Origin of the sequence: Janthinobacterium sp. FW305-129 (assembly GCF_020858115.1) — a bacterium.
Taxonomy (GTDB): Bacteria; Pseudomonadota; Gammaproteobacteria; order Burkholderiales; family Burkholderiaceae_D; genus Janthinobacterium.
The window spans coordinates 644,711-659,690 of record NZ_JACYMM010000001.1; the positions used below are offsets into that span (position 1 = coordinate 644,711).

Below are 14,980 nucleotides of genomic sequence, written 5' to 3' on the forward strand. Positions count from 1 at the left end.
ATTACCAGCTCCTGAATTTGGCGGGGGGTTGATACAGGCCGTCCGACCATTCGACCAGGTCGGCGATGCTTTTCGCGGCCAGCAGCGAGCGGTTCGCCGCGCCGCGCTGCACGCCGATATCCTCGGGCAGCGCGATCAGGCCGCCGGCGCGCAATTTCGCTGTCGTTTTCGGGTCGTGGCGCAGGCCGATGGGCGTCACGCCGGCCACGGCCGCCAGCATGGCCTTGCGTTCGTCCAGCGAACGGGCCTTGTACAGGTAGGCGATGCCCTCTTCCGTCAGCACATGGGTGACGTCGTCGCCATAGATCATCACGGGCGCCAGCGGCATGCCGCTGGCCTGGCCCACGGCCACGGCGTCGAGCGATTCGACGATGGTCGGCTGGCCGCCATCCTGGAACGTCTCGACCATCTGCACCACCAGCTTCTTGCCGCGTGCCAGCGGGTCGTCCGTCTCGATCAGGTCCAGCCAGGCCGGCGTCGGGTGGCGCCGCCCGTGCGGGTCGTGGCCCATATTGGGCGCGCCGCCGAAACCGGCCAGCCGGCCGTTCGTGACGGTGGACGAGTTGCCCAGGCCATCCATCTGCAAAGTCGCGCCGATGAACAGGTCGACCGCGTACTGGCCCGCCAGCTGGCACAGGGCGCGGTTCGAGCGCATGGAACCGTCGCGGCCCGTGAAAAAAACGTCGGGCCGCGCGGCCGCATAGCCTTCCATGCCCAGCTCCGCGCCGAAGCAGTGCACGCTCTCGACCCAGCCCGTCTCGATGGCGGGGATCAGCGTGGGATGGGGGTTGAGCACCCAGTTGCGGCAAATCTTGCCCTTCAAGCCCAGCTGCTCGCCATACGTGGGCAAAATCAGCTCGATGGCGGCCGTATTGAAACCGATGCCGTGATTGAGCGACTGCACCTGGTGTTTTTCATACACGCCGCGGATCGCCATCATGGCCATCAGCACGTGCACGGGCTTGATCACGCGCGGATCGCGGGTAAACAAAGGCTCGATGAAGAACGGCTTATCGGACTGCACCACGAAATCGATCCACGAGCCGGGTACGTCGACCCGGGGCAAGTCGCTGACGTCGTCCACGATCTGGTTCACCTGGGCGATGACGATGCCGTCGCGGAAGGCCGCCGATTCCACCAGCGTGGGCGTGTCCTCCGTGCTGGGCCCCGTGTACAGATTGCCCTGGCGGTCGGCCATGTAGCCGGCCACCATGACGACGTTGGGCGTCAGGTCGACGAACAGGCGCGCATACAACTCGATATACGTGTGGATGGCGCCCACTTCCAGCAAACCGTCCTGCAGGAACTGGGCGATGCGCAGGCTTTGCGTGCCGGCGAACGAGAAATCGAGCTTGCGGGCGATGCCCCGTTCGAACAGGTCCAGGTGTTCGGGCAGGCTGACGCTGGGCATGATCAGGTGCAGATGGTGGATCTTGTCGGGGTTGACCTGGGTCATCATCCGGGCGAGGAAATCGGCCTGCTTCTGGTTATTGCCTTCAAGGACGACGCGGTCGCCCGGTGCGAGCAAGGCTTCGAGCACGGCGACCATGTCGCCCGGTTGCAGCACGGGGCCGTTCGCGTACTGGCGCACGGCGGCGAGGCGGCGGCGTTTCTCGGTGCGCCGCGTGTCCCATTGTTTTTGCCGCTGCGCTGGCGCTGCTGTGGCGGTTGACATCATGCCTCCGGAATGAGCTATCGAATCCAGACGATAGAACGAAAGCGCCAGCGCGACAATCAATCTGCTAGCATGTTCATTACCTTGAAGTTAATGAACTCCCTTGAAAGAGGCTAGTCATGGCCATCAACGAAGAAATTACCCTGAAAAAGCTGGAAGTGTTTCTCAGCTTTATGGAATTGAACAACCTGGCGCGGGTGGCCGATGCGCTGGGCCAGAGCACGGTCAGCGTGCACCGCGCCCTGCACTCGCTGGAAGACGGCTTGCGCTGCCCCCTGTTCAAGCGCGAGGGGCGCAGCCTGATCCCCTTGCATGCGGCCTACACCTTTGCCGAATCGGCGCGGCGCGCGCTGGCCGAATGCGAGGAAGGCGTGCGCAAGGTGCGCGAAATGTCGGGCATCAATCCCGTGCGGCTGAAGATCGGTTCGCTGTATTCACTGACCCTGCACTGCATCCCGCAACTGGTGATCGCCCTGAAACTGCGCCGGCCGGGCCTGGACATCGACCTGACCCTGGGCTCGAACCGCGACCTGCTGCAAAGCCTGGCCGACGGCCGCCTGGACGCCATCATCATCGGCGTGCAGGAAGACGAACAGCATGCGGGGCTGGTGGCCGTGCCCCTGTTCCAGGACGACATCTTCCTGGCCGCGCCGCTCGGTTCGCCCTATGCAGGGGAGGCCTCGGTGGACTTGCAACAGTTGCGCAACGACAAATTCGTCACCCTCAGCGAGGGTTTCGTCACCTCGCAAAGCTTCAACCACGCCTTCGATCTGGCGGGATTCGTGCCCGACACGGCCATGCGCGTGGGCGACATCTTCTCCCTGATCAACCTGGTCAGCGGCGGCATCGGCTACAGCCTGCTGCCGGGCCGCGTGCGCGCCTTCAGCTCGCGCATCGAACTGCTGCCCCTCGACGCGCGCTACGGCTCGCACCAGCAAATCACCCTGCTGATGCAGAGCAGCCGCGAGCGCGATCCCAATTTGCTGGCGCTGGCGGCGGAGTGCAGGTTGTATGGGCGTGGTGAAAAGCGCGCTGATGCATGACGCGAATTTTGCGCAAAAACTTGATGTTTAGCAAAATCGATTGCATCAGAAAAAGTTCAATAAGTGTCCCAATTCTAATTAATACAAATCCAAACTAAGCTTAACCTCGTTGAGCGAGGATATAAATAAATTATTACCTCTAAGATACTCGCAAGATTTGTAATTTAAAAATTGAGTCCCAATCACCACCAAACGAAGCTGAGAGAAATCTGTAAAGTTAATCAAAGTTATTATTTGATCTCTTGCTTCTCCTTCCTTGAAACCATTCTCATCAACAATCTTATCGCAAATTATTTTCACGGTAGTGTAAAAAGCACGTAAAACCCCAAAAATCTGATCTTCGGAATCCAACTCACTAAGATAATCTGCTACACCTTCGTTGCCTACGCCATTATCTCTCAAATTCTCTATTTCCTCTTCCATATGCAATACAGCAGCAGCACCTGTTTTCTCCACAATGTTGTGACCTTCGTAGAAATATATTTTAAATTCACGAAAAATATTTTTTTGTGATTCTATCATATTGAAAAACAACGTATTAAATAATCTAAAATTTTCAGTTCTTTCGCTATTCTTAAGTTCTTTTTTAAGCTCGGCATTTGCTTCTTTTTGCAATGTGGCTGATCGTATCAGGAGTACAACGGATAAAAAACTTAAGATTGGGTTTAATGTCCCACCTATGTAGTCACCAAACTGACCCCAAACCGCCGTATCCTCTGACAATTGGGAGCCAAATATTGGGAAAAATTTCAATACGTAGAAAGCGATTATTATCGTAATTGCCATCCCGCCAAGAAAAATAAGATAATTATTCCTCATAAAATCCCGAGATAAAATACTTCACTGCTTTTCCATCACGAATTCTTAAAGCACGAACTTGTAATCTTATATAAATTCGTTGCTCTTCATCCAATATATTATTTTTCGAAAGATTATCCGATATTAAGCTTTTTGCCCTTGCGTTTATTACTTTATACTCACTTAAGAAACCAAATGCTGTAGTTTCATTTTCACCGAAAATTTGAAGACGTCCATTACCTGTATTTATATTTAACCTTGTAATTGCAACAGAGACATCTATGCTCTGGCGATCCAATTTCGCTGCTAAAGTTAAGCCTGTACTTCTATCAAATTCTGCCAATATTTTCTTTTCATCTCTGTTTTTTCTGAATCGAATTTTGACATCGTAGTTAAATTTAAAACTTGTGTCATGAATATTTTTCATCGCCGAAACTCGAAGATGTTTGCTAAGGTCTTCTGCTTTCTCTCCCAGATTATCGATTATTTCCTTTGCTTGAGCGCTCAATATTTCATTTTCCTTATAAACCGAATCATTTAAGAAATAAGAAATTATTTCCGTAAATACTTCCCATCCAATCTTTCCATATTTCTCTTTTAATACCTGATCGGAAATATCTAAAGTAAAAATCTGACCATATGATCCGCTAAAGCTGGCCTTCAAGATTGTTTTAACTTTCCCTTTGAAAGTCTTTCTTCCTGGGATTTTTCCCGACAAAACGGTTTCTGCAATTATTCTGATGGCATCCGATGAACCCTGAAGTGTTTTAAGGCCAGATTTCATTTCAACCGAATAGTCGGGACTATCTATAATCACATCAAGATCGACTGTCATGTTTTCCTTTGAGTTTAGTAAGTAGGATCAATCCTACATGATAGCTTCATTTTTGGATGTGGTCTCTCTAAATATCACTTAAAAGCGCATATTTTTTGGCGAATAAGTGTGGACGTGAGCCTGGACAGGCTCTATGGATAACTTATATGGACGACTCACGGAGATTAAGTAGCTTCGCACGTTAAGTCCAGATGAGGTAACAGTCTGATATCTAGCCTGTTGATGCAGGTCCATCACTTGCAGACCCTGATAGAATTCACCGACAATTTCTTATCTTATTTTTAATATAAATGACTGCAATTCCCTATCAGGTTATTCTCGTCACGGTACTCTCTGTTCGCCATCATGTATTTTTCGCTTGCACTCCTGAAGTAAAGCTTGTTGTCCCGTATGCCGAACTTTTCAGTTCGGTGGACTTTACTCGAGATCAAATACGTTATCGTGAACAATACTGCCCAAATTATTCGAGCCAACTTGTTCGCCAGAGCGGTACCTGTAACGCCGTACGGCCTTCACTTAAAAGTTCAATAATCCATGGGGAGTGCGCACTGCCTGAGATGATCGCTCTAGCGCCGTGAACGAGCAATGTTCACAGATAGACGTCGCCCAGTTTGCTTAAACCAAATTAACGAACGTATCCACCAATTTCAGTCTGGCTTAGTACCAAGCCGAGCCATGTCGCAAATTGACGACCGGAACTGAAGCCGGCAGGATGACCGATGGTGACAACCGCTGCATTCGCTGTGAGCAGTCCGACGCCAAGAATTCGGAGCAGCGTCAACGCTAACGTACACTTTCATGCAAAAGTTATTATAGATATCACTTAAAATAAATTGTCAATATATCGACTGCTCTTAGTGCTCATAAAAAAGCCCGCTTCAGCGGGCCTCAAAAAAAATTGTCATTTTCGGCAGGTGAGAGGTAAGCTTCTCACCGCGAAGTGTCTAAACCGCACTATCCCACGGCGCCGACAACCTCACCGCGCAATTGATGAGGCCCACCATCGAATACGTCTGCGGAAAATTCCCCCACATCTCTCCCGTCACCGGGTGCGTATCTTCCGACAGCAAGCCCAGGTGGTTGCGCGCCAGCAGCATGGTTTCGAAGATCTTGCGCGCTTCGTCTTTCCTGCCGATGCGGGCCAGGGCGTCGATGCGCCAGAAGGTGCAGATGTTGAAGGCGGTCTCCGGTTTGCCGAAGTCGTCGGGCGCTTCGTAGCGGCGCATGTAGGGGCCGTCGCACAGCGATGCTTCCAGCGCGTCGACGGTGGCGATGAAACGGGGGTCCATGGGGTCGATGAAGTTGACTTCCGCCATCAGCAGGACGGAGGCGTCGAGGTCGCGCCCGCCCAGGCTTTCCGCGAAGGCCTGGCGCTCCTCGCTCCACGCTTCGCGCAGTAATCTCTCGCGGATCAGCACGGCGCGGCTGTTCCAGTGGTCGGCGCGGTCCGGCAAGCCCAGCTTGTGCGCGACTTTCGCCAGGCGGTCGCAGGCGGCCCAGCTCATCAGCATGGACGAAGTGTGGACGCGCGCCCGCGTGCGCAGCTCCCACATGCCCGCGTCCGGCTCCGCATGCAGCCGGAACGCCTGGTCGCCCACGGCTTCCAGCGCGGCAAACTCGGCTTTTCCCGCCCGGTGGAACAGGCGGTGGTCGAGAAACGCCTGCGCCGCGCCGAGGACGATATTGCCGTAAACGTCGTGCTGGAAGTGTTCCTGCGCCTGGTTGCCCACGCGCACGGGGCCGTTGCCGCGGTAGCCGGGCAAGTGGTCGAGTATCGATTCGGGCAGCTGCTCTTCCAGGCCGATGCCGTACAGGGGCTGGATGTGGCCGCCTTTCGAGCGGGCGACGATATTCGTCAGCCAGCGCAGATATTCCTCCATCGTGCCCACTTCCGACAGGCTGTTCAGCGCGCGCACGACGAAGAAGGCGTCGCGCAGCCAGCAATAGCGGTAATCCCAGTTGCGGCTGCTGCCCGGCGCTTCGGGGATGCTGGTGGTCATGGCGGCGATGATGGCGCCCGTGTCTTCATATAAAGACAGTTTCAAGGTGATGGCGGCGCGGATGACCACGTCCTGCCATTCCAGCGGCACGGCCAGGCGGCGCGTGTAGGTGCGCCAGTAGTTGATGGTTTCCTTTTCGAAGATGCGCGCCGTCTCGTCGATGCCGCCGGCCAGCGTTTCATCGGGGCCCAGCAGGAAGTTGGCCGTGCCGCCCAGCACGAAATACGTTTCGCTCAGCACATAGTTAAGCGACACATCCGTGTTCAGGCGCAAGGTCTGTTCCGGCCCCACGTAGCGGATATGGTGGCTGCCCTGCGTGATCTGCGGCGCCAGCCGGCCCCAGTCGTAGCGGGGGCGCAGCCGGACGCGGATGCGCACGGCATGGTCGAGCGGCCGGACGCGGCGGATCAGCATCAGCGGGCGGAACATGCGGTCGCGGCTGAGGAATCGGGGCGCGAAATCCGTGATTTCCACGCCGCGCCCCTGCGTGTCGTACAGGCGCGTGCGCAGCACGGCCGTGTTCGGTTCATAGACTTGCTCGCTGCGGGCGAAGTTCTCGATGTCGATGGCCCACACGCTGCCGTTTTCCGTGTCGTCCAGCAAGCGGTTGAAGACGGGATCGCCATCGAAACGGGGCAGGCAAGACCAGACGACCTGCCCGGCCTGGTCGATCAGCGCGTTGAAGGCGCAATTGCCCACCACGCCGCAGTTCAGCGATGCTGGCGTGGGCGGTTGGCTGGCGCGGGTGTCATGCGATGTCGTCATGGGCTACTCCTTCGATGTCGGGGATACGGACGCGGCCAGCAGCGCGGCGCGCAAGGCGCCGGGGCTGGCCAGGCGCAGGGTGGCGGCGCTGGGGCCGTTGCCCACCTTGACGCCCTGCCCGCCTGCTTGTTGTACAAAGGCAAAGCCTGCCTCGTCGGTGGTGTCGTCGCCCGCGAACACGGGCCGGCGGCCGGCAAACGGGCTTTCGCGCAGGAAGGCGGCGATGGCGCCGCCCTTGTCGGTGGCGGCTGGCTTGGCTTCCAGGACCATTTTGCCATGCAACAGCAACACCCCCGGGCACGCTTGCACGGCGGCGGTCATTTCCTGCAGGCATAACGGTTCTAGCTCGGGCGCCAGCCGGTAATGCAGGGCCACGGCACCCCGCTTCTGCTCCACCAGCAAGCCGGGGTAAATCGCCGCCAGCGCCCGGGCGCGCGCCAGCACGGGCGACACGTCAGGCGTGGCCGCCACGTGAAACTGGCCATCGGCGCCGCGCCGCTCCACACCATGCACGCCGGCAACAGGCAAGACCAAGGGCGCCAGCATGGCGTCGATCTGCGCCACGGGACGACCGGAAATGAGGGCCAGCGCGCCGCCATGGTGCTCGGCCAGCAGCGCCAGCGCTTCGATGACGCCGGGCGCCACGCGCACGCCGTCGGGTGTGGGCGCCAGGTCGACCAGGGTGCCGTCGAAGTCGAGGAAGACGGCCGTGCCGGGCGCACTCAGCAGCTGCAACAGGGCCGCGCTATCGTCAGGGAGATCGGCCATCACATCCCCTTGCGCCGCTTGATGCGGCTGTGGGCGTCGATCTTGGTCATGACCTTGTCGCGCTGGCGCAAGCGGGCCGCGTCCAGCAGCATGCGACCGGCCCAGCGGTAGACATTGAAATGTTTGACTCTGGCCCGCATGCTCTTCATGCGCTCGCGCTGTTCCACGGGCGGCATCACGAGGCCACGGTACAGGGCGTCGGCGCCCTGCTCGATATGATACGGATTGATGATCAGCGCCTCATGCAGTTCCCGCGCCGCGCCGGTGAATTGACTTAAAACAAGGACGCCCAGTTCGTCGTCGCGCGCGGCGATGAATTCCTTGGCCACCAGATTCATGCCGTCATGCAAGCTTGTCACCATACACACTTCCGAGGCGCGGAAATAGCGCTGCAAATCGTCCTGGCCATGGTGCTCCGCCTTCAGCAGGATGGGCACATAGTCGCCGCTGCCGAAGCGGCGGTTGATGCGCTCGACCATCTTGCGCACCCTGGCGTCAAAACTTTGATATTCGTCAAGCGAAGCGCGGCTGGGGGCGGCGATCTGCACGAACGTGAAATTGCCGACCATGCCGGGCTGCAATTCGAACATGCGCTCGACGGCCTGGAAGCGCTCGACGATGCCTTTCGTGTAATCGAGGCGGTCCACGCCGATGCCCAGCAAGTGGTCTTGTGCCACGCCCAGCTCGCTGCGGATCTGTGCGCGGCACGCGGCCACGTCGGGCTGCGCCGGATCATCCTCGGGCCAGGCGATCGAGATCGGGTAATCCTCGACCTGCGTCATCTCGCCGCCATACGAAATGGTCGATGCTTCCGGCTCGATGCGGGTTTCCAGGTAGCGGTCCACCGTTTCGAGGAAGTTCTTGCGGTGGAATGGCGTATGGAAACCGAGGATCGTGCTGCCCAGCAAGCCGTCGAGGATTTCTTCGCGCCATGGGCAAATGCCGAACGATTCCGAATTCGGCCAGGGGATATGCCAGAACGTGATGATCGTCGCCTTCGGCAAGGCTTCGCGCACCATACGCGGCAGCAAGGCGAAGTGATAGTCCTGCACCAGCACGACGGGGTTGTCCGTCTTCGCCTCGGCGATCACGGCGTCGGCGAAGCGGCGGTTGACTTTGACGTACTGTTCCCAGTCGGACGAGCGGAACACGGGACGCACGTGGGCGATATGGCACAGCGGCCACATGCCTTCATTGGCAAAACCATAATAGTAGCCCTGCTCTTCCTCTTGCGTCAGCCACACGCGGCGCAAGGTATAGCTGGGATTGTCGGGCGGCACGGGCACGTGGTCGAGCTTGTCCACCGTCTCGCGGTCGGCGGAACCGGCGCCATGCGCGATCCACGTGCCGGAGCACGCCCGCATCACGGCTTCCACGGCCGTCACCAGGCCGCTGGCCGGGCGCTGCACGACGATCCCGCTCTCTGTTTTGGTGTGGATATATGGTTCGCGGTTCGACACGACCAGCACCTGGTCGCCCTGCAAGTCCGCTTCCAGCAAGGCGCGCAGCTTGTCCGGCGTCCAGTCGGACGACCAGCCGTTATCGCCCTGGCGTTCCAGGTGGTATTCCTGCAGCAATTCGCGCAAGTCGCCGATCAGCGGCTGCATTTCCGGCGGCGGCGCGGGCGCGGCGGCGGGCGCCGTGGCGGCGGCCACTGCGCCATTGCTTTTCGGCAGTAACTCGCCCCGCAAGATCTCCTTGACGGCCGTCAACCAGCCGCGCCAGCTCAGGTGGGCCACGAACACGGTCATCAGGGAAATCAGCACGGCCAGCACGGCCAGGAAGGCAAAAATAAAACGCTTGGTATCGGTATTGCGGCGTTCGACAAAGCTCATGTCCTGCACCAGCACCAGACGGCCCAGCTGGGAAGCGTCCTGCATGACGGGCGTTTCGCTGAGGTGGACCTGGCCCTGCGGCAATTGCGCCAGCGATTTGTACAGGCCGCCCGTGGCAGGCGTGCTCCAGCAGCCGATGGAGGCCGGGTATTGCGCGGACTGGTACAGCAAGTGGCCCCCGTTGTCGCAAAAGCCGATGGCGATCAGCCGTTCGTCGCGCGTGGCGCCCTGGAACAGTTCACTGATACGCGTGGCATCTTGCGCGGGCAGGTATTCGGTGAGCGAGGGGCGGAGGGTTCCAGCGAGCAATTCGGCCCGGCTGTCGAGGTCGCGCACATACCAGCGCAGGGTGATATTGTCGAGCAGGGGTACAACGATATAGGCAAACAGCCCCAGCATGAGGGCCAGCGGCAGGATGAAGCGCAAGGACATTCGCAGTGATCGTACTATCATCGGTTTCCTTTGCAAAAACGAAAAGCATGGCAAGTATGACTATGTTTCCAATGCGGCGACGCCCGCTTGCTTTCCGTATTGAAACGTCAACGTGGCATGGCGCAGCGCAGCAATTTCTTCCAGTATCCACCTTGATGCAAGTCTTATCCGTACGGCAACGCACGCCCCCGTTACGCCATCTGCCCGTAAAATACCGCTTCCGACATCCATTTCACCAATAACTAAGGAGTTTTCGCCTATGGATCTCAGCACGTTTCACTCGCTGATGGGAGGCCCGCTGCGCTCGGCGCTGACCGTGCTCGTTTCCGCCCTGCTCGTCACCGTGGTCGCCATCGGCGTGCACCGGGCCGGCATCGGCTTGCTGAAAAGATTGGCCCAGGGCCACGCGCTGGCCAGCAACGTGGCGCGCGTGGCCTTCCGCGCCAGCCAGCTGTCCCTGATCGTCTTCGGCCTGCGCATGGTGCTGGCCAGCGCGCCCGACGATACGCCGGGCCTCGTCGCCATCTCGCACCTGGCCAGCGTGGCGCTGATCATCGCCCTGACCTGGCTGGCCATGCAATGCATCGAGTCGCTCAGCATCACGATTTCCCAGATCAATCCCGTCGACGCGGCCGACAACCTGCGCGCGCGGCGCCGGATCACCCAGGCGCGCGTGCTCACGCGCAGCGCGCATGCCATCGTCGTCCTCCTGGGCGTGTCCTTCGTGCTGCTGACCTTGCCCGGCGCGCGGCAGATCGGCGCCAGCCTGCTGGCCTCGGCCGGCGTGGCGGGCTTGGTGGCCGGTATCGCCGCCCGCCCCGTGCTCGGTAATTTCATTGCCGGTTTGCAAATTGCGTTTTCTCAACCCATCCGCATCGATGACGTGCTGATCGTCAATGGCGAATGGGGCACGGTCGAGGAAATCAAGGGCACGTATGTCGTCGTGCGCGTGTGGGACGAGCGCCGGCTGATCGTCCCGCTGCAATGGTTCATCGAAAATCCGTTCGAGAACTGGACGCATACCTCCTCGGACATCCTGGGCACGGTGTTCCTGTGGCTCGATTTCAGCATCCCGATCGAACCCCTGCGCGCGGAACTGACGCGCATTTGCGCATCCGCCAAGCAATGGGATGGCCGCGTCTGCACCGTGCAGGCGACGGATTCGAACGAGCGGGCCGTGCGCGTGCGCTTCCTGATCAGCGCGGTGGATTCGGGCACGGCGTTTGAATTGCGCTGCCTCGTGCGCGAGCAGATGCTCGCCTTTATCACGGCCAATTATCCGCATGGCTTACCGCGCCTGCGCTCCACGCACGACCCGATCGAGCTGCACGCGATGCAGGCGCAAAACGATACGGTACAGTTGCACAAGGCGTAAAACAAGCTGCGGCGCGCTGCCCCGGCCCATGCGCCGCTACAATGAGGCGCATGAGCACCACTGCCTGGTTCATCCTCATCGGTTGCCTGATGCTGGCGCGCGGCCTGGGCGCCGACGGCATCGCGCGCCTGCCATTGACTTCGGCCATGGCTTACCTGGGCGTGGGCCTGCTGCTGGGGCCGATGTTCCTCGGCCTGTTCTCGTTCGACCTGGTGCAGCAGGCGCCCCTGCTGGAAACCCTGACGGAAATCGCCGTCCTCATCTCCCTGTTTTCCGCCGGCGTGAAGATGCCCGTGCCCTTCAGCCTGGCGCGCTGGATGCCATCGCTGCGCCTGGCGTGGCTGTCGATGGCCATTTCCGTGGCCCTGGTGGCGGCCTTCGCGTGCCTGGTGCTGGGCCTGCCGCTGGGCGCGGGCGTGCTGCTGGGCGCCATCCTCGCGCCCACCGACCCCGTGCTGGCCACCGACGTGCAGCTGCGCCATGCGGGCGACAGCGAACAATTGCGCTTCATGCTCACCAGCGAGGCGGGCATGAACGATGGCAGCGGCTTTCCTTTCGTCATGCTGGGCCTGGGCTTGCTGGGCCTGCATGAGCTGGGGCCGCACGGCGCCACATGGCTGTGGCGCGATTTATGCTGGGCCAGCGCGGGCGCCATCGCCCTGGGCGCGGCCGGCGGCGCACTGCTGGCATGGCTGGCCTGGCAGCTGCGCGCCAAGGAGCCGAAACACGCCATGCTGGACGACCTGGCGGCCCTGGGCCTGATCGCCCTCGTGTATGGCCTGACTACCTGGCTGCACGCGTGGGGTTTCCTGGCCGTGTTCTTTGCCGGCGTCGCCTTGCGCCAGACGGAATTGCGGCTCGCTGGCGCGCCGAAAGACCGGCAAGGCTTGCTGCAGGCGGAGGAAACGCATGCCGTGTCCGCCGCCAGGCCGCACGACGGCGAGGTGACGCTGACCGTCAGCGGCGAATCCCTCGTCTTCAAGGAACACCTGGAACGCCTGTCCGAACTGACGCTGGTGCTGTTGCTGGGCGGCACCGTCACGGCCGCCGCCTGGAGCTGGCAGGCTTGGAGCGTGGCGCTGTTCCTGCTGCTGGTGGCGCGTCCGGCCAGCGTGATGCTCGGCTTGCTGGCCTCGGGCACCAGCGTGCGCCTGCGCGGGCTGGCCGCCTGGTTCGGCGTGCGCGGCATCGGCTCGCTGTATTACCTCGGCTATGCGATCGCGCATGGCTTGCCGCGCGGCCTGGCGCGCGAACTGGCCGACATCACCCTCGTCGTCGTCATCGTCTCCATCGTCGCGCACGGCCTGACGGTCAAGCCGCTGCTGGAACGCTACTGGCGCAAATAACAGGTGCAAATGAGCGCCGCTTGCCTCCTTTTTCATTGCTACAGAGCAATGTTTTGTCAATCGCCCCTATGGCGGGCAGAAATATTGTTAAGATAATTAAAAATGGCTAAAGAAAGAATCAATGAAACGAAGAAGCGTGCTGGGACTGGGCGTCTCACTGGCCCTGCTGCAGACGGGTTGCGCCACCGATCCGGCCAGGCTGGCGTGGGAAACGGAATTTGACGGCTTCATGCGCGATGGCCTGGCCCGCACGGAAACGCCGGGCATGAGCGTGGCCGTGGTGCGCGGCGAACAGACCATCTTCGCGCGCGGCTATGGCTGGGCCGACATCGAGGCCGGCAAGAAGGCCGACGCCAACACGGTGTTCCATATCGCCTCCGTCAGCAAGCTCGTCACGGCCACGGCCGTCATGATGCTGCTGGAACAGGGCGCCTTCCAGCTCGACGACAAGGTGGCGGCCTACCTGGACTTCCCGCTCATGCATCCGAAGTTCCCCGACGTGCCCATCACCTTTCGGCACTTGCTCAATCACACCTCGGGCATTTCCGACGCCGTGTACGACAAAACGACAGCATTTGCCGTGCAGGGCGACCCGCGCTTGCCGCTGCGCGACTTCGTCAAGGGCTATCTGTCGCGCGGCGGCGCCTGGTATGACGCGGATGTGTCGTTTGCGGCCCGGCCCGGCACGGAATGGCGCTACAGCAATGTCGGCATCGCCCTGCTCGGCTATCTGGTGGGCCGCCTGAACCCCGATGGCCTCGACGCCTTTGCGCACGAGCACCTGTTCGAGCCGCTGGGCATGGACAACACGGCGTGGAGCCTGGCCGGCTTGCCGCGGCGCGCCGTCGTGGCCCAGCCGTATGCGCACAAGGAGCCGGGCCTGCAAGTGCTGCCGCCCGTCGGCTACCCGGACTGGCCGGCCGGCCTGCTGCGCAGCTCGGCGCATGACTTTGCCCGTTTCCTCGCCATTTTCAGCAATGGCGGCAGGGTCGATGGCCACCGCTACCTGCAAGATGCCACCCTGCAATTGTTTTTTGCCCCGCAAGCGGCCCCCGTCGTGCCCGCCGACTCGTCCGTGCGCCAGGCCCTCGTGTGGCTCTTGCGCGACATCGACGGCAAGCCGCTGGCCACGCACAGCGGCGGCGACCCGGGCGCCGCGTCCGTTGTCTGCGTCGACCGCGCCAGCAAGACGGCCGTGCTGGCCTTCGCCAACGTCAGCGCCGACAAGGAGTTTCGTTCATTCCAGAAAGAAGTCGTGCTGCGCCTGCTCGCGCACGGGGGCAGCAGCGCGCCGGCGGCCAAGAAAGGCTAGGCGCCGAACCAGCCGCGCAGTTTGTCGGCGGCCCGTTCCTTGACGTCGGCCGTGATGTAGGTGGCGACCGTGGCGACGGCCGCCGCCAGCACGGCCAGGTCGTCCGCATAGCCGACCACGGGCGTGATGTCGGGAATCGCATCGATAGGCGAGATAAAATAGCCGAGCGCGCCATAGATGGCCGTCTTGGCCCACAGCGGGGTATTCGGCTGCTGCGCCGCGTAGTACAGCCACAGGGCTTTCTCGATGACTTCGCGCCCCGCCGTCCTGGCGAACTTGACGACCTTGTCCCAGAAACTGTCATCCGTGTATTTCTTTTCGTACTGCTTGTCGGCCTGGGGGGCGTGGTCTTCTTCCAGATTCTTTTTTCTGCCAAACATCTGCTGCTCCTGTCTGCCGCGCACGGCGTTACGAATGCGCACCTTAGCATAACGGCGCGCCGGGTGGGCAAGCCCGGCAAGTTCCGCACGCCAACGGCCATCTGCAGGCAACGGGCCGCGCCGCGCGCGGGCGCAGCAGCGGCTGCAGGCTGGCATCAAGCCTGGCGGCCAGGCTGGCAATGGGCGGACAACTTGAGCGCGTCGGTACTGCATACCGGCAGTGTCGCATGGCCGGCCTCGCGCGCCATCGGCGCCGGACCCGTGTCCGCTTCGACAGCGTCGCCTGCGGGCATCAGGCTGGCCGCCAGGGTCGAGCAGGTGAACAGGCAGATCAGCAGGAATGGCTTGTTCACGTGAAAAGACTGGTCAGGCTTGTGCATCGCATACTCCATCGGATTGGTTGACTGTTGCAGCAT

General features: G+C 60.4%; 13 protein-coding genes. 4 read left to right on the forward strand and 9 right to left on the reverse strand.

Annotation, left to right across the window (positions count from 1 at the left end):
• Position 1: 1 nt before the first annotated feature.
• Positions 2 to 1,675, reverse strand: a complete 1,674-nt coding sequence (gene mdcA / locus IGS61_RS02810) for a malonate decarboxylase subunit alpha (protein WP_230538194.1) — start codon at positions 1,673 to 1,675, stop codon at positions 2 to 4.
• 119 nt (positions 1,676 to 1,794) lie between these two features.
• Here mdcA and IGS61_RS02815 point away from each other — a divergent pair, with 119 nt between their 5' ends.
• Positions 1,795 to 2,718: a LysR family transcriptional regulator gene (locus IGS61_RS02815; RefSeq protein WP_230538195.1), complete on the forward strand. Its 924-nt coding sequence runs from the start codon at positions 1,795 to 1,797 to the stop codon at positions 2,716 to 2,718.
• A 78-nt stretch (positions 2,719 to 2,796) separates the two neighbouring features.
• On the opposite strand, the gene IGS61_RS02820 is transcribed toward IGS61_RS02815, so the two are convergent.
• The 6 genes from IGS61_RS02820 to IGS61_RS02845 all read right to left on the reverse strand — a co-directional run bounded on the left by IGS61_RS02820 (position 2,797) and on the right by IGS61_RS02845 (position 10,172).
• Complete coding sequence (locus IGS61_RS02820; protein WP_230538196.1) at positions 2,797 to 3,537, reverse strand: hypothetical protein; 741 nt, start codon at positions 3,535 to 3,537, stop codon at positions 2,797 to 2,799.
• Positions 3,527 to 4,351, reverse strand: coding sequence for a hypothetical protein (locus IGS61_RS02825; protein WP_230538197.1), 825 nt, complete (start codon positions 4,349 to 4,351; stop codon positions 3,527 to 3,529). The genes IGS61_RS02820 and IGS61_RS02825 overlap by 11 nt, the downstream gene beginning before the upstream one ends.
• A gap of 625 nt (positions 4,352 to 4,976) precedes the next feature.
• Positions 4,977 to 5,132, reverse strand: coding sequence for a transposase (locus IGS61_RS02830; RefSeq protein ID WP_230538198.1), 156 nt, complete (start codon positions 5,130 to 5,132; stop codon positions 4,977 to 4,979).
• A 163-nt stretch (positions 5,133 to 5,295) separates the two neighbouring features.
• Positions 5,296 to 7,116 (reverse strand): glycoside hydrolase family 15 protein, encoded by a 1,821-nt coding sequence (locus tag IGS61_RS02835; RefSeq protein ID WP_230538199.1) that lies wholly within the window; start codon positions 7,114 to 7,116, stop codon positions 5,296 to 5,298.
• Positions 7,117 to 7,119: 3 nt separating this feature from the next.
• Positions 7,120 to 7,884, reverse strand: coding sequence for a trehalose-phosphatase (gene otsB / locus IGS61_RS02840; protein ID WP_230538200.1), 765 nt, complete (start codon positions 7,882 to 7,884; stop codon positions 7,120 to 7,122).
• Positions 7,884 to 10,172 carry an alpha,alpha-trehalose-phosphate synthase (UDP-forming) gene (locus IGS61_RS02845; protein ID WP_230538201.1) on the reverse strand — a complete coding sequence of 763 codons (2,289 nt, stop codon included), beginning with the start codon at positions 10,170 to 10,172 and terminating at the stop codon, positions 7,884 to 7,886. Before IGS61_RS02845 ends, otsB begins: the two co-directional genes overlap by 1 nt.
• A 238-nt stretch (positions 10,173 to 10,410) precedes the next feature.
• Here IGS61_RS02845 and IGS61_RS02850 point away from each other — a divergent pair, with 238 nt between their 5' ends.
• The 3 genes from IGS61_RS02850 to IGS61_RS02860 all read left to right on the forward strand — a co-directional run bounded on the left by IGS61_RS02850 (position 10,411) and on the right by IGS61_RS02860 (position 14,184).
• A complete protein-coding gene (locus IGS61_RS02850) occupies positions 10,411 to 11,526 on the forward strand; it encodes a mechanosensitive ion channel family protein (RefSeq protein ID WP_230538202.1) in 1,116 nt (371 codons plus the stop codon).
• Between the two features lie 50 nt (positions 11,527 to 11,576).
• On the forward strand, positions 11,577 to 12,872 hold the full coding sequence (locus tag IGS61_RS02855; protein WP_230538203.1) for a cation:proton antiporter: 1,296 nt from the start codon (positions 11,577 to 11,579) through the stop codon (positions 12,870 to 12,872).
• A 121-nt stretch (positions 12,873 to 12,993) separates the two neighbouring features.
• Positions 12,994 to 14,184, forward strand: a complete 1,191-nt coding sequence (locus IGS61_RS02860) for a serine hydrolase domain-containing protein (RefSeq protein ID WP_230538204.1) — start codon at positions 12,994 to 12,996, stop codon at positions 14,182 to 14,184.
• Here the strand turns inward: IGS61_RS02860 and IGS61_RS02865 are convergent.
• Both IGS61_RS02865 and IGS61_RS02870 read right to left on the reverse strand, forming a co-directional pair.
• Entirely contained in the window at positions 14,181 to 14,564 is a 384-nt protein-coding gene (locus IGS61_RS02865) for a YkvA family protein (RefSeq protein ID WP_230538205.1), read from the reverse strand. The two genes, IGS61_RS02860 and IGS61_RS02865, sit on opposite strands and share 4 nt — an antisense overlap.
• A gap of 155 nt (positions 14,565 to 14,719) precedes the next feature.
• A complete protein-coding gene (locus tag IGS61_RS02870; RefSeq protein ID WP_230538206.1) occupies positions 14,720 to 14,980 on the reverse strand; it encodes a hypothetical protein in 261 nt (86 codons plus the stop codon).

What these genes read in the sequence shown, in the direction of transcription:
- mdcA (WP_230538194.1), bottom strand. Translation starts at nt 1,675, where the DNA reads ATGTCAACCGCCACAGCAGCGCCAGCGCAGCGGCAAAAACAATGGGAC.
- IGS61_RS02815 (WP_230538195.1), top strand. Translation starts at nt 1,795, where the DNA reads ATGGCCATCAACGAAGAAATTACCCTGAAAAAGCTGGAAGTGTTTCTC.
- IGS61_RS02820 (WP_230538196.1), bottom strand. Translation starts at nt 3,537, where the DNA reads ATGAGGAATAATTATCTTATTTTTCTTGGCGGGATGGCAATTACGATA.
- IGS61_RS02825 (WP_230538197.1), bottom strand. Translation starts at nt 4,351, where the DNA reads ATGACAGTCGATCTTGATGTGATTATAGATAGTCCCGACTATTCGGTT.
- IGS61_RS02835 (WP_230538199.1), bottom strand. Translation starts at nt 7,116, where the DNA reads ATGACGACATCGCATGACACCCGCGCCAGCCAACCGCCCACGCCAGCA.
- otsB (WP_230538200.1), bottom strand. Translation starts at nt 7,884, where the DNA reads ATGGCCGATCTCCCTGACGATAGCGCGGCCCTGTTGCAGCTGCTGAGT.
- IGS61_RS02845 (WP_230538201.1), bottom strand. Translation starts at nt 10,172, where the DNA reads ATGATAGTACGATCACTGCGAATGTCCTTGCGCTTCATCCTGCCGCTG.
- IGS61_RS02850 (WP_230538202.1), top strand. Translation starts at nt 10,411, where the DNA reads ATGGATCTCAGCACGTTTCACTCGCTGATGGGAGGCCCGCTGCGCTCG.
- IGS61_RS02855 (WP_230538203.1), top strand. Translation starts at nt 11,577, where the DNA reads ATGAGCACCACTGCCTGGTTCATCCTCATCGGTTGCCTGATGCTGGCG.
- IGS61_RS02860 (WP_230538204.1), top strand. Translation starts at nt 12,994, where the DNA reads ATGAAACGAAGAAGCGTGCTGGGACTGGGCGTCTCACTGGCCCTGCTG.
- IGS61_RS02865 (WP_230538205.1), bottom strand. Translation starts at nt 14,564, where the DNA reads ATGTTTGGCAGAAAAAAGAATCTGGAAGAAGACCACGCCCCCCAGGCC.
- IGS61_RS02870 (WP_230538206.1), bottom strand. Translation starts at nt 14,980, where the DNA reads ATGCTGCAACAGTCAACCAATCCGATGGAGTATGCGATGCACAAGCCT.